The following is a 13412-nucleotide window of genomic DNA, read 5'->3' as shown; positions in this document are numbered from 1 at the left end:
CCTTGGACCGGTGGTGCTGCCCGTCTTCAGGAAGCGGCGGCGGGCAGCACCACCTCGAAGCGGCAGCCTCCGGGGATGTTGCGTACGGTGGCCTGCCCTCGGTGGGCCTCCACGATCCCCCGGACGATGGCGAGACCCAGGCCCGCGCCGGCCGGTGGTGTGCGGGCGTGGGTACCGCGCCAGCCTGTGTCGAAGACGCGCGGCAGGTCCTCCTCGGGGATGCCGCCGCAGCCGTCGGTCACGGAGAGCACCACGCCCTCCGGGGACCGCTCGGCCGTGATCGCGACCGTGCCGTCCGCCGGGGTGCGGCGGATGGCGTTGACCAGGAGGTTGCCGAGGACCCGGCTCATCTCCTTGCCGTCCACCTCGACCGGCACCGGCTCGACGCGGTCGCCGACCAGCCTGACCCTGTGTTCACGGGCGAGCGGGTCGGCGCCCGCCATGGCGTCGCCGACCAGGTCGTACAGCGAGATCCGGGAACGGGTGAGGGCGAGGGCGCCCGCGTGGATGCGGGAGAGCTCGAACAGGTCGCCGACCATGCCGTTGAGGCGCTCCACCTCGGTGCGGATCTGTCGCAGGTAGCGGCCGGGGTCGGCGGCCACTCCGTCCTCCAGTGCCTCGGCCATCGCACGCAGTCCGGCGAGCGGCGTGCGCAGGTCGTGCGAGATCCAGGCGACGAGTTCGCGGCGCGAGGACTCCAGCGCGCGTTCGCGTTCCCGGGATGCGACGAGCTTCACGCTCGTGGCGGACAACTCGGCACTGAGTGCGGCGAGTTCAGCGGTGGCCGGACCATCGGGGGCGGCGAAGTCGCCGCCGTCCCCGAAGGAACGTGCGGCGAGCTGGAGAGCGCGACTGCGGGCGACGACCCAGCGGCCGAGCAGCAGCGCGGTGGCCAGCGAGACGACGGCGGCCATCGCGACGACCGTGGTGACGACGCTCAGATCGTGCGGGGAGAGGAACATCGCCCACGCCACGGCGAGGGTCCCGGCGAGCATCGCGGTCACCGCGACGGCCACGATCACGGTGAGCGACGCGGTGAGCGAGCGGCGGCGCAGCGGCCACAGCACGAGCGCGCCCAGCAGCCCGGCCGCGCCGGCGCCGAGGAACGCGTACAGGGCGATGAGCAGGGTGTCTCGCATACGTCAGTCCTTCCTGCCTCGATGATCGGAGGGGGCGGGCCGTTCGTCGTCGGCCCGCGTGCGATCGGGGTCGAAGCGGTAGCCGACGCCCCACACCGTCTGGATCAGCCGGGGTCGCGCCGGATCGTCCTCGATCTTGCCGCGCAGCCGGCGGACGTGGACGGTGACCGTGGACAGGTCGCCGAAGTCCCAGCCCCAGACCTCGCGCATCAGGTCCTCGCGGCTGTGGGCGCGGCCCGCGTTGCGCAGAAAGAAGGCAAGGAGGTCGAACTCGCGCAGGGTCAGGGCGAGTTCGGATCCGTTCCGGGTGGCGCGACGGGCGGCCGGGTCCAGGGCGAGACCGGCCGAGCTCAGGAGGCGGGTGTCGAGGGCGGGGCGTGCGCGGCGCAGCACGGACTCGACGCGCAGGACCAGTTCGCGGGGGCTGAACGGCTTGGTCACGTAGTCGTCGGCGCCCACTTCCAGCCCCAGGACGCGGTCGTCCTCGTCGCCGCGCGCGGTGAGCATGATGACCGGCACCGGGCCACGCGACCGCAGCAGACGGCACACTTCCAGGCCGTCCATGCCGGGCAGCATCAGGTCCAGCACGACCAGGTCGGGCCGGCGCTCGGCGGCGCGGGCCAGCGCGGCCGGTCCGTCCCCGGCGCGGTCCACGGCGTATCCGGCCCGGTCGAGGTATCCGGCGACGACCTCGGCGACCGTGGGATCGTCGTCCACCACCAGGACACGCGCCGCTGCCGGCCCACTCGCTTGCTGTTGCATGCCGCCAGCCTCGCACCCCACCCGGCGGCCCGGCCGTCCGGACCGCGTGCGGAACCCCTGACGTCCTCGTTTCGTAAGGACACGAAGTCCGTTATGCGAAGTTCGCCCTCGTAGGGTGAAAGCCGTGACGACCTCTCCCACACATCTGGATGTCGACGTCGTGCTCCCCTGCCTGGACGAGGCCGAAGCCCTGCCCTGGGTGCTGGCCCGGATCCCACCCGGCTGGCGTGCCCTCGTCGTGGACAACGGCTCGACCGACGGTTCCGCCGACCTCGCCCGCGAGCTGGGCGCGACCGTGGTCCATGAGCCGCGCCGGGGCTTCGGCGCGGCCTGCCACGCGGGCCTGACCGCCGCCACGGCCGACATCGTCTGCTTCTGCGACTGCGACGCCTCCCTCGACCCGTCGCTCCTCGCCCCCTTCGTACATGAGGTACGAGAGGGCCGGGCCGACCTGGTGCTCGGCAGGCGCCGCCCGCAGGGCCCGGGCGCGTGGCCTGCGCACGCCCGTGCGGGCAATCTGGCGGTCGCCCGGATGCTGCGGCGCCGCACCGGGCTCCGCCTGCATGACCTGGGCCCGCTGCGTGCCGCCCGTCGTGAGTCGCTCCTCGCCCTCGGCCTCACCGACCGGCGCAGCGGCTATCCGTTGCAGATGGTGGTGCGCGCCGCCGACGCGGGCTGGCGCGTCACCGAGCACGACGTGCCGTATCTGCCGCGCACCGGCGCCTCCAAGGTGACCGGGACCTGGCGGGGCACCTGGCAGGCGGTACGGGACATGAGCCGCGTCCTGCACGAACCGGCCGCACGCACGACGACGGGAGGAGGACGCCGATGACCACTCTCCTCGTCATCGCCAAGGAGCCGAGGCCGGGGCGGGTGAAGACCCGGCTCACGCCGCCGTTCGGCCCGGAGGAGGCGGCGGCGCTCGCCGAGGCCGCTCTCGTGGACACCCTGCGCGCGGTGGCCGCGACGCCCGCGCGCCGCCGTGTCCTGGTGCTCGCCGGGGAGCCCGGCCCCTGGCTGCCGCCCGGCTTCGACGTCGTACCGCAGTGCGCGGGCGGACTGGACGAACGGCTCGCCGCGGCCTTCGCCGGCTGCGACGGCCCGGCCCTGCTCATCGGCATGGACACCCCCCAGGTCACCCCGGATCTGCTGACCGTGGACTTCGCCGGCTGCGACGCGTACTTCGGTCCGGCCGAGGACGGCGGCTTCTGGGCGCTGGGGCTGGCCGAGCCGGCCCCGGCACTCCTGCGCGGGGTCCCCATGTCGACGCCCGTCACCGGCGCCGTGCAGCGCGCCCGGCTGGTCGCCGCCGGTCTACGGGTCCGCGAACTGCCGCTCCTCAGGGACGTCGACACGGCCGCCGACGCCGAAGCCGTCGCCGCGATCGCGCCGCACAGCCGGTTCGCGGCGAAACTGGCCCGGCTGCGGGCGGTCGGCACCCGATGAGCGACGCACGGCGAGAGGCAGTGGGGCGGAAGACGATGGGGCGGAAGACGGTGGGGCGAGAGGCAGGGGGGCGGAACACAGTGGGCCGAGAGGCAGTGGGGCGGGAAACCGTCGGACGGCGGGCCACACGGCAGGAGGCCGTCGGGTGGCCTTGGTCCACGGACCCGTACGCCGACGCCCTGCGCACCGGCCGGGGACCGCTCTTCCTGCGCCGTCGTGACGGCTGGCTGCTGCCCCTGGAGGTGGAGCGGTGGTGCGCCCGTGCCGACGCGGTGGACCTTCAGGTCCTGGAGCGGTGCGAGGGAGCCGTCCTCGACGTGGGGTGCGGACCGGGACGGCTGGTCGCGGAACTCGCCGCCCGCGGACGGCCCGTGCTCGGCATCGACGTCAGCCGGGCCGCCGTCGCCCACACCCGGCGGCTCGGCGGCCAGGCCCTCACGCTCTCGGTGTTCGACCCACTGCCCGGCGAGGGCCGCTGGGACACCGCGCTGCTCCTCGACGGCAACCTCGGCATCGGCGGCGACCCGTCCGCTCTCCTGCGCCGGCTGGCCGAACTGCTGGGTCCCGGCGGCCTGTTGATCGCCGAGACGGTCCCGGTGGATGTGGACGAGCGTGCCGAGGTCCGACTCGTGAGCGGTGCCGAGGCCGACGGCGGTGCCGAGGCCGCGTTCCCCTGGGCCCGGCTCGGCACCCCGGCACTGCTGCGGTACGCCCGCCCGCTCGGCTGGCGCGCCGCCGATCAGTGGACGTCGGGCGGGCGCTCCTTCGTCGCCCTGCGCAGCCGCACCACCAGCAGCAGCGCCGAACCGCCGAACAGCAGGGCCGTGATCAGCAGCCAGCGGCCGAGGAAACCACTCGCCGACAGCGCGGTGGCGGACTCGTAACGGTCCGCCACCCGCCCGCTGATCAGTGGGAACCACACCAACAGCAGCAGCCCGGACAGGGCAGCGGGCACGCGCACATACACGGCGCTCCCCCACTGCCTTGAGGGCATGGGCGAGGCCCCCACCTGGTGACCGGCCGATGCCGCCGCCCGGACAAGCGCACGGTCCGCCGCCGCGTACAGCGGCAACAGCACGAGATCGTGCACCACCGCCGCGCCCACGAACCACAGCACGACCTCGAACCAGTCGTCCGCGAGCAGCCGCACCCCCGCGTAACCGGCGAGCGCGAACGAGCATGCCAGAAGCAGCAGTTGGAACGGGCTGCCGGGCGGCAGCCGGAACTTCCCCATCACAGGTCTCCGAACGTCATCCGGGCCACCCACTTGGTGTTGAGCACACCGGGCGCGGCGGGCACGATGATCCGCGCCGGGTAACCGTGGTCGGGGGACAACGGCTCGCCGTTGACGTCCAGGGCGAGCAGGGAGCGCGCATCGCGGACCTGGTTGGCGCGCAGGGCGGCCCGGCGGAAGGCGCCGCGCCGCTGGAGGGACTCCACCAGGACATCGGGCGCCGCCTCGGCCTCATACCCGACGAGGGCGGCGAGGTCCCGCAGCCGTACACCCCGCCACCACTGGTCGGAGGTGGACCAGCCCTCGACGCAGGCGATGGGCAGCGCCGCGCTGTGCGGGGGCAGTTCCAGCAGCTCGGCGCGGCTCAGCCGGACGGCCCCCGAAGGCCCGGTGACGACCAGTCGCCACGCCTCCTCGCTCGTCTCCGCCGCGCTGATCCCCCGCGACGCGGCCGTCTTGTTGATCTGGAAGCCGTTCGGCCCGCTGCCCGGCTCGGCACCGCCGTGCGGGGCGAGGAGGGCCGTCCGGCGCAGCGGGCCGTCGAAGTTCTGCCCCACGGTCGTCCCGAACAGCAGCAGCGAGCCGCCCCCGACCAGCCACACGGCACCGCGCCGCGACACGGTGGGGTCGGCCGGGTTCGGGGCCACCAGCGAGGGCTCCTCCGAGGACACCGGCGGCGGAACGCCTTCCCCTTCGCTCCCCCGCAACTGACGCAGGTTGCGTACGGCCGTCGGCGCCCTCAGCACCACGTGGACCACGAAAGCCGCGAAGAACACCCACGCCCCGTAGAAGTGCAGCGGGTAGAAGGAGCCGGGAAAGACGTAGTCGAGCTGGATGTTCAGCACGCCGGTCAGGAACTCGAACAGCGCGCCGCCGACCAACAGGAGCAGCGAGATCCGCTCCAGGGCATGAGCGAGCGACCGCGCCGGAGGCAGCTGGAACAGCCTAGGCACCACCGACCACAGCTTGGCCAGCAGGACGGGGACCAGGGCGATTCCGAGCGTGACGTGAACGCCCTGGATGAGCCGGTACAGCCAGTGCGGATCCGTCGGCCAGGAGAACAGATAGAAGCCGAGGACCCCCTTGTCCGGGGTCTTGTCGTTCACCGGCGAGAGGCCCGGGTTGTAGGCGGCGTACGACAGCAGCCCCGTCACGAACAGCGCCGTGATCCCGGCGAGCAGCACCACACCGAGGACGGAGGTGAACCAGGGGCCGCGCAGCGGGCTGCGCCAGAAGGCGGGCGAGGAAGGAGACCGATCCATGCCCTGACGCTAGGCCCGGAACACCCGGTGAGAGGGGGCGCGACTCATGACGAAAGGCTGACGTCCGAGCCTGTCGAGGATCCACCGGTCCTCCTCCGGCCTAACGTCTCCGAGCGTGAACCGCGATCTCCGCCGCGACCTGTACGCCGTCGCCGCCGCCGCACTGCTCGTCGTGACGGCCGCGCTGGTCGGCATCGCCATCAAGCGCGCCAAGGACGTCCTGCACGTCGGCTGGCCACCCCTGTACGCCAACTGGCTGCCGCACACCGGCCCCGGCACCCCCGCCGCGATCGCCGTCGCCGTCGCCGTCGTGGCGTACGGCCCCACGCTGGCCGCCCGGCTGCCCTGGCGGCCCCTGCTGTGGACCGCGTGGGCCACCGCCATGGCCTGGACCTTCTCCCTCGCCCTCGTCGACGGCTGGCACCGCGGAATCGCCCGCCGGCTGACGACCAGGTACGAGTACCTCCAGGTCATCGACCGCTTCGACGACATCCCCCACACCCTGCGGGACTTCACCCGCCACATCCTGCTCGGCTCCCCCGACCACTGGCCCCCGCACGTCGCCGGCCACCCGCCGGGAGCCACCCTCACCTTCGTCCTTCTCGACCGGATCGGACTGGGCGGCGGAGCATGGGCGGGCGCCTTCGTCATCGCCATCGGGGCGAGCACAGCGGCCGCGGTCCTCGTCACCGTCCGAACGCTCACCAGCGAGGCCCTCGCACGCCGCGCCGCCCCGTTCCTCGTCCTGGCCCCGGCAGCGGTATGGGCGGGCACGTCGGCGGACGGATACTTCGCGGCGGTCGCCGCCTGGGCCGTGGCCTTCCTCGCCCTGGCGGTGACGGGTCACCGACCGCGGGCGACCGCGTTCGCCGCCGGGCTCCTCCTCGGCCTGACCGTCTACCTCTCGTACGGCCTCACCCTCCTCGCCGTGATGGCCGCCACCGTCCTGCTGCTCGGCTCCCGGCGGCTGCCGGTCCTCCCCTACGGGATCGCCGGACTCGGCGTCGTGCCCCTGGCGTTCACCCTGGCGGGCTTCAACTGGTGGGAGGCATACCAGTTGCTGGTCGAGCGCTACCACCAAGGCGCCGGCGGCTTCCGCCCGTACGGCTACTGGGTGTGGGCCAACCTCGCCTGCACGGTCCTCGTCGTGGGCCCCGCCACGGTGGCGGGCCTTCGCCGCACGGGCACCCGCCTCGCCCAGTGGCACGCGTCCCCCGCCGCCGAGCGCCGCATGGGGGTGTTGCTGTGCGCGGCCCTGCTCATGCTGCTCATCGCCGACCTGTCCGGGATGAGCAAGGCGGAGACGGAACGGATCTGGCTGCCGTTCGCGATGTGGCTGCTCGCGGCAGGCGCCTTCCTCGACCGCCCCCGCGTCTGGCTGACGGCTCAGGCGGCCCTGAGCCTGCTCCTCAACCATCTGCTGCTGACGGGCTGGTGAGCGGTTCGCGCAAACCCGTTCGGTGTCGGTCGGGCTGGACGCGTCCCTCGAGCAATCTCAAGTCGTCGGTGCGGGCGAGGGTCGGCCGACCGATGGCCGAACAGCGCCGCTTCCCCTGCGGACCGGCTGGACTCCTCAGTCGACGGCCCTTTCTGGCGGCGTGATCGGCAGCGTCGATGAGGCACGGAAAGAGCGCAAGGGCTGCCGAAGCGTCGAAAGGGGTCGCGTCAGATGGTGATGCCGTCGTCCCAGAACAGACGCCGCGCCTGAAGGACGCCGTCGCCGCCGAGTTCTCACCGACTGGAGCGGGCGCATCGTCGTCGACACCGCCAACCCGCTCGGTCTGACCACCGGTGGCCGCCTCCTGCAGTCCCCCGGTGGCCGGCTGCCCGACCTCAGCCCGCTGGAGGAGAACAACCTGACGAATTTCAGCCAGCACGGCAGTTGGCCGGTAGGAGTCGCTGCCGGTCATGATGATGTTGCCGCCGAAGGTGAGGTGGTCCACGATGGCCGCGCAGAGCCTGGGGTCGGTGAACGTCTTGGTCCACGAGGAGAAGGACTCGTTGGAGGCGATCGCCATGTTGTTTTCCTCATCACGCTCGGTCAGAACCTGGAACAGCGGTCCGGCACCGCGCCGATCAAGCCGCAGGGGCCACAGGACTCGTTCCGATGGGGCCAGGGAAGTCGCTCACAGCCAGTCCCTCGAACCAGGCCCGGTGTGGGCCTGCGAGGCTCAGGTTGTCGCCACTGACTCCATCTATGGAGTCCCACAACGCCCGGCAGCCGCTCACACAAGTGACCCGAAACCACCCTGGTCCCTTTCAACAGGACCCGGCATCGCCCGCCGGTGAGCGTGGGCGTCCTACTGTGTGATGGGTACCGCTCTTATCCGACCAACAAGGGGAACCAGGCTGTGAAGGTCGAAATCCAGCCGGACATACGCGACACCGCCGCCCAGTTAGGGGCTGACGTTCCCTACGCTCTGAAGGCCCTGGCCGGCCAGTTGGCCGACGACCCCGACATGGGCAGGCCCTCGGATCTGTCCGGCATCCTGACCTGGGTGCAGGCTCCAGGTGCTGTCGCACACTCGGTCACGACTGTTGTTCGAGTTCCACGGATTACCGGCGCTGTTCTTCACCAGGGTGTCCGGTCCCAGGTAGTGCATCAGTGAGTCCCAGCGCTTCGAGCCGGCGTGATCGGGCATCACCTGCTGCATGTACCGTCCTGCGGGCCACGGTCTACCGGCCCGACCGGGACGGCGAGACCTTCCCGGTCCTGCTGACGCGCACGCCCTACGGCCTGGACCTGGCTGTCAACTCCGCCTACTTCAACCCACTGACCGTCGCCGCCGCCGGCTACATCGTGGTGATGCAGGACTGCCGGGCCGCTTCGGTTCCGAGGGCCTCTTCGACCCCGCCGTGCACGAGGCCGCCGACGGCGCCGACACGGTCGCCTGGGCGGCGGGACTCCCCGGCAGTGACGGCCGCGTCGGCATGTGGGGCCGCTCCTACTTCGCCGAGACCCAGTGGCGGGCCGCCGCCACCGCCCCCGAACCGCTCAAGGCCCTCGCCCTAGGTGTCTCGGCCGGCGGCAGCGCCAACGACGGTGCCCTCTACCGCGGTGGAGCCCACGAGTTCGGCTCCCGCTTCGCCTGGGGGCACACCGCCATCACCCCCAACGCCCTGATGCGCGAGTTCGCCGACGACCCCGAGCGGCGCGAGGCCGTCCTGCGTGAACCGGTTCTCCTCGGTGGGGTGGTGGCGGAGGTCAGTCGGTGGAGAAGCCACCCAGCATTGCTGCCGGGTAGCGGCTGCCGGCCGACCCGTGCGGCAGGATCTCGGCGATGCGCCCGAGGTCGGCGTCGGTGAGTTCGGCGTCGGCGGCGCCGGCGTTCTCCTCCAGGCGGACGGCGCTGCGTGTGCCGGGGATCGGGACGACGTCCTCGCCCTGGTGGAGCAGCCAGGCCAGCGCGAGTTGGGCGGTGGTGAGGCCCTTGGTGGCGGCGAACTTCTTGAGCTGGTCGGTGGCGCGCAGGTTGTAGGTGTAGTTCTCGCCCTGCCAGCGTTCGTCCCAGCTGCGCATGTCGTCCGCGGGATATTGGTCGGCGGGCTTTACCACCCCTGTCAGGAAGCCGCGGCCGAGCGGGGAGTAGGGCACCAGGCCGATGCCGAGCTCCCTCAGGACCGGCAGGGTCTTCTCCTCCAGCTCACGCTCGAAGAGCGAGTACTCGTACTGCAGCGCCGTGACCGGCGTGACGGCGTGGGCGCGGCGGATGTACTGCGGGCCGACGTTGCTCAGGCCGAAGTACTTCACCTTGCCCTCGGCGATCAGTTCGCCGACCACGCCCGCGACCTCCTCGACAGGCACGTCGGGGTCGCTGATGTGCTGGTAGAAGAGGTCGATGTAGTCGGTCTGCAGGTACCGCAGACTGTTCTCGGCGACTTTACGGATGTTCTCCGGGCGGCTGTCGACCCCGGCACCCAGCGGCTCGGCGGCCACGTCGAAGCCGAACTTGGTGGCCAGCACGACCTCGGTGCGGAAGTCCTTGACCGCCTTGCCCAGCAGCGCTTCGTTGCTGCCGGTGCCGAGGCCGTACAGCTCGGCGGTGTCGAAGAAGTCGATTCCCAGTTCGTGGGCACGACGGATGGTCGCGACGCCCTCCTCGTCGTTCGAGGCGCCGTACGCCATGGTCATCCCCATCACGCCCAGACCGAGCGCCGAGACGCGCAGGCCCTGGGATCCCAGATTGCGGTGCTGCATGGGTTCACTTCCTCAGTACTCGCCGGTTCCACCCCGAACGGGTCAAACCAAACTGTTTGGTTTGACCCTAGGGTCGGAAAGCCTTCAGCGTCAAACCGAACAGTTCGGTGCCTTATTCTGGAGTTGTGTCCCACCCTCTCGACTCCGGCCAGACCGCCGCCCCCACAGCCGCTCCCGACGGCGGCGACACGACGCGGGAACGGATCCTCACCGCCGCCATGGAGGAGTTCGCCCGCCACGGCATCGCCGGCGCCCGCGTAGACCGCATCGCCAAACTCGGCAGGACCAGCAAGGAACGCGTCTACGCCTACTTCCGCAGCAAGGAAGCGCTCTACAACCACGTCGCAGCGCGGGAACTGGCCGTGATCGCCGAGGCCACACAGATGGACCCGTCCGACCTGCCCGGCTACGCGGGCCGCCTGTTCGACTACTTCAGCGCCCGCCCCGACCACCACCGCCTGATCACCTGGGGCCGCCTTGAACTGTCAGGTTCCGGGGTCACCGCCGACGATCCCGCTCAGGCGGTCATCGCCCGCAAGATCGGCCAGCTCAGCCAGGCACAGCGGGCCGGACAGCTCGATCCCGCCTGGGATCCCGCCGACGTTCTCGCCCTGATCAACCAGATCGCCACCACTTGGGCAGCCCAACCCGAACTCAGCCAGGCCGCGACCGAGCACGCCGCGGACCCTGCCCTCACAGCCCGGCGTGCCGCCGTGGTGGCCGCAGTCGAGCTGCTGTTCCCCCGGACGCACTGAGGCCACCCGCACCAGCAACATCCCTGAGCAGAAGCGCCGGGCCGCGCTCCGCGAGGAAGAGGGATGTTGCTACAGATGACCGGCAAGGCCGACAAGCGGCCGACTCTGGCTGATGCCCTCTCCCCGAAGGCCACGACATCCACGCAGCCTTCCCCAGCCTCGCCCGGGCGTCACCCACTGGCAACGATCGCAGAAACTGACGCTTTAATTGCACGGACCCTTACCAACCTCCCTTCCCACCACGTCACGCTCATCCGCCCGTTCGCCGAGTGGCAGGTAAATCCGCGATGCCCGACGGCGCTCCGCACGGGGCCGCTACTCCTTCGACGCCCACAAGGGCGACTGCGGCAATATCCGCGCCGCCATCCAATTCCTGGCCTGGCCGGACGCACGCCGACTGACGCTCGCAACGCTCGAGCAAAGGCCACCTCGACACCTGGTCGATGGACAGGCCCGGAGTACGCACCCGCTCCATCCCCTTCATCCGCTGGGCAGCCGCGCGACGTCTGATCGCCGACCTGACCATCGACCACCCACCCAGCCAGCTCCCAGGTGAGTTCCAGGTCGAGGACATCCATCGGAAGGAGCTACGCCGATGCCTCAACGACACTTCGCTCCCCCTGGAGGTGCGCATCACCGGCGCCCTGATCCGTCTCTACGCCCTCTCCCTCACGCGGATCGTCGAACTGACCGCAGACCCGTTCCACCGCGATGACGACAAGTACGCCTACCTGACGATCAACCGCCACCCCGTGGTACTCCCGCCGAAATTGGCTCGTCTCATCGAGGATCAGCTCCGCGAAGCCACCACATTGCATCAACAACCACAGGAGACGGAGAGGTTCCTCTTCCCCGGCCAGTTCCCCGGCCGTCCCCGCAACCCTGTGGGACTCGAAGACACGATGAAGTGCCACAACCTGCCGGCCCGCGCAGCACAGAACACGGCCATGATGGAAGCACTCGCTGACCTGCCACCCATCGTGATCTCGGACCTCGTCGGCATCAGCCCAGTCACGGCCCACCGCTGGGCCCGGCTCGCGGGCGACAGCTGGTCCGACTACCTCGCCACCCGCCAGCCAGCCCAAAGAATATGACCTACGCATCACTCTCGTTCATTGAGCAATCGGCATGACAGCGGTCGCTCGATGACCTCGTGATCTTCATCTGCCTGCACCAAGTACAGGCGGGCCTCCGGAGTCCGGGTGACGGCTTCCTCAAGGCGCCCGTCCGTGAAGAGGGCCCCCACCCCGTCCTCAACCGCCCAGCCGGCGGACAGCATGCCAGTAACTACAGCTTCCTGGTAGGAGGTGCGGCGCCCTGGTTCGCTGTCGTAGTGCGGACACACCGAGCCCGGCAGGAGGCCCAGCCCGTCCTGTAGGAACGTCAGCGGCCCGAAGGAATCCGTGTGCGAGCCCTCCGCCCAGCAGTTGGCGCCAGCACTGATTCCGCACAGCAGTGTCCCGCTGCTGTATGCGTCGCGCAGCAGCCGGTCGACCCCATGCGCACGCCAGACCGCCAGCAGGTTCGCAGTATTGCCACCGCCGACGTACACGACGTCCTGGCTGAGCAGAAACGTCCGCAGCGCCTCGTCGTCCAGCTCTCGCCGGAACAACGACAAGACAGACGGTTCACAGTTACGTGGCTTGAACGCGCTTAAGAACTGATCGACGTATGCAGGCGCGTCGCCACTGGCAGTTGGAACGAAGCACACCTTGGGTCGGGGGCTCCTCGCATTGTTAAGCAGCCAGTCGTCGAGCAGGCCGTCCTCATCTGTTGAAAAACCACCCCCAAGAAGGGCGACACGACGAGCTGAAACGACCACCACGAGAGTGCCTCCTGGGCTGCGGGTCAAACCTGCGCGCACACTGCCGTGCCACGGGACCCATCTGCAACCCAATAGACGGCAGTCCACCATCGCTGCGTCCCCAACGCTGCTTGCCGCCACGCCTGCTTCAGGAAGCCGGGCGCCGTGCGATAGATTGCGGGCGACACGAGAGAAGAGCTCGCATGGACTCCCGCATCCCGCGGTTGCGACGCAAGCTGGCACGCATCCCCTACGCGCTCAACCGAAGCCACTCCTTTGGGGAGGAACGGCACGAATTTCGTCTCGGCCCCCGCCTCACCAAACGTCAGGCAGATGCATTTCAGGCCGAGCATGACGTGGAACTCCCGCAGCCCTATCGAGACTTCCTCACCAACATGGGCGGCAGAGGTGCGTCTCCGTACTACGGACTAATCCCGTTGGAGGACTGCACGCTCTTCACGATGAACTCCAGAGACGCCAGCACGGGCTCAAGAGGATTCAGCCGGGCCTATCGCCCCACCCGCCGAGGTGACCTGTTCCTGCACGTCATCGAACGCGGCTGCAGCGATCTCGTCCTCATATGCACAACCGGCCCTCTCACCGGGCGCATGCTCACCGGCAACGCAGACGGCTTCTGGGGCCCGAACGTCTCCTCAGCCCCGGACTTTCTCGCCTGGTACGAACGATGGCTCGACCACATGGCTGCCGGACAGGACAACCGGGCTCTGGAGCTCACCTCACCCCAGCTCCGTGCCCATCCGATTCGGCAGCGACTCGCTCACTCGCCGTGACCACTCCACAGAACCTGAGCC

General features: G+C 70.4%; 13 protein-coding genes and 2 pseudogenes. 8 read left to right on the top strand and 7 right to left on the bottom strand.

Annotated elements, in window-relative coordinates; genetic code table 11:
- Positions 1–26: 26 nt before the first annotated feature.
- On the bottom strand, positions 27–1139 hold the full coding sequence (locus ABT147_RS39000; RefSeq protein WP_351415442.1) for a sensor histidine kinase: 1113 nt from the start codon (positions 1137–1139) through the stop codon (positions 27–29).
- 3 nt (positions 1140–1142) lie between these two features.
- Complete coding sequence (locus ABT147_RS38995) at positions 1143–1901, bottom strand: response regulator transcription factor (protein ID WP_351415440.1); 759 nt, start codon at positions 1899–1901, stop codon at positions 1143–1145.
- Between the two features lie 115 nt (positions 1902–2016).
- Here ABT147_RS38995 and ABT147_RS38990 point away from each other — a divergent pair, with 115 nt between their 5' ends.
- Genes ABT147_RS38990 through ABT147_RS38980 form a run of 3 tightly spaced genes read left to right on the top strand, consistent with a single transcriptional unit; the run spans position 2017 to position 4231 of the window.
- The gene (locus ABT147_RS38990) at positions 2017–2733 is read left to right on the top strand and encodes a glycosyltransferase family 2 protein (RefSeq protein WP_351415438.1); all 717 of its coding nucleotides are present in this window, start codon (positions 2017–2019) and stop codon (positions 2731–2733) included.
- Positions 2730–3347 (top strand): TIGR04282 family arsenosugar biosynthesis glycosyltransferase, encoded by a 618-nt coding sequence (locus ABT147_RS38985; RefSeq protein ID WP_351415436.1) that lies wholly within the window; start codon positions 2730–2732, stop codon positions 3345–3347. The genes ABT147_RS38990 and ABT147_RS38985 overlap by 4 nt, the downstream gene beginning before the upstream one ends.
- 35 nt (positions 3348–3382) lie before the next feature.
- Positions 3383–4231, top strand: coding sequence for a class I SAM-dependent methyltransferase (locus tag ABT147_RS38980; protein WP_502983241.1), 849 nt, complete (start codon positions 3383–3385; stop codon positions 4229–4231).
- 349 nt (positions 4232–4580) lie between these two features.
- Here the strand turns inward: ABT147_RS38980 and ABT147_RS38975 are convergent, their stop codons facing one another.
- Positions 4581–5843, bottom strand: a complete 1263-nt coding sequence (locus ABT147_RS38975; protein WP_351415432.1) for a molybdopterin-dependent oxidoreductase — start codon at positions 5841–5843, stop codon at positions 4581–4583.
- A gap of 115 nt (positions 5844–5958) precedes the next feature.
- On the opposite strand from ABT147_RS38975, the gene ABT147_RS38970 reads away from it, so the two are divergent.
- Positions 5959–7281: a hypothetical protein gene (locus tag ABT147_RS38970; RefSeq protein WP_351415430.1), complete on the top strand. Its 1323-nt coding sequence runs from the start codon at positions 5959–5961 to the stop codon at positions 7279–7281.
- A gap of 418 nt (positions 7282–7699) precedes the next feature.
- Here the strand turns inward: ABT147_RS38970 and ABT147_RS38965 are convergent.
- Together ABT147_RS38965 and ABT147_RS38960 are read right to left on the bottom strand one after the other, a co-directional pair.
- Positions 7700–7930, bottom strand: a pseudogene (locus ABT147_RS38965) (ATP-binding protein); the annotation flags it as partial.
- A gap of 309 nt (positions 7931–8239) precedes the next feature.
- On the bottom strand, positions 8240–8497 hold the full coding sequence (locus ABT147_RS38960) for a hypothetical protein (RefSeq protein WP_351415497.1): 258 nt from the start codon (positions 8495–8497) through the stop codon (positions 8240–8242).
- Between ABT147_RS38960 and ABT147_RS38955 the strand changes: the two are divergent.
- A pseudogene (locus ABT147_RS38955) lies at positions 8449–9149 on the top strand (CocE/NonD family hydrolase). The gene ABT147_RS38960 and the pseudogene ABT147_RS38955 overlap by 49 nt on opposite strands.
- Here ABT147_RS38955 and ABT147_RS38950 read toward each other — a convergent pair.
- Positions 9049–10041: an aldo/keto reductase gene (locus ABT147_RS38950; RefSeq protein WP_351415428.1), complete on the bottom strand. Its 993-nt coding sequence runs from the start codon at positions 10039–10041 to the stop codon at positions 9049–9051. The pseudogene ABT147_RS38955 and the gene ABT147_RS38950 overlap by 101 nt on opposite strands.
- A gap of 125 nt (positions 10042–10166) precedes the next feature.
- Between ABT147_RS38950 and ABT147_RS38945 the strand changes: the two genes are divergently transcribed.
- Entirely contained in the window at positions 10167–10796 is a 630-nt protein-coding gene (locus ABT147_RS38945; protein ID WP_351415426.1) for a TetR/AcrR family transcriptional regulator, read from the top strand.
- A 443-nt stretch (positions 10797–11239) separates the two neighbouring features.
- On the top strand, positions 11240–11890 hold the full coding sequence (locus tag ABT147_RS38940; protein WP_351415424.1) for a hypothetical protein: 651 nt from the start codon (positions 11240–11242) through the stop codon (positions 11888–11890).
- Positions 11891–11898: 8 nt separating this feature from the next.
- Here the strand turns inward: ABT147_RS38940 and ABT147_RS38935 are convergent, their stop codons facing one another.
- Positions 11899–12621 carry a Type 1 glutamine amidotransferase-like domain-containing protein gene (locus ABT147_RS38935; protein WP_351415423.1) on the bottom strand — a complete coding sequence of 241 codons (723 nt, stop codon included), beginning with the start codon at positions 12619–12621 and terminating at the stop codon, positions 11899–11901.
- A gap of 182 nt (positions 12622–12803) precedes the next feature.
- Between ABT147_RS38935 and ABT147_RS38930 the strand changes: the two genes are divergently transcribed.
- On the top strand, positions 12804–13391 hold the full coding sequence (locus ABT147_RS38930; RefSeq protein WP_351415421.1) for an SMI1/KNR4 family protein: 588 nt from the start codon (positions 12804–12806) through the stop codon (positions 13389–13391).
- Positions 13392–13412: the final 21 nt, after the last annotated feature.

It is taken from the genome of Streptomyces sp. NPDC001868, from assembly GCF_040297125.1.
Lineage (GTDB): Bacteria > Actinomycetota > Actinomycetes > Streptomycetales > Streptomycetaceae > Streptomyces.
The sequence above is the reverse complement of the archived record's forward strand: the minus strand, read 5'-3'. Positions and strand labels throughout refer to the sequence as shown.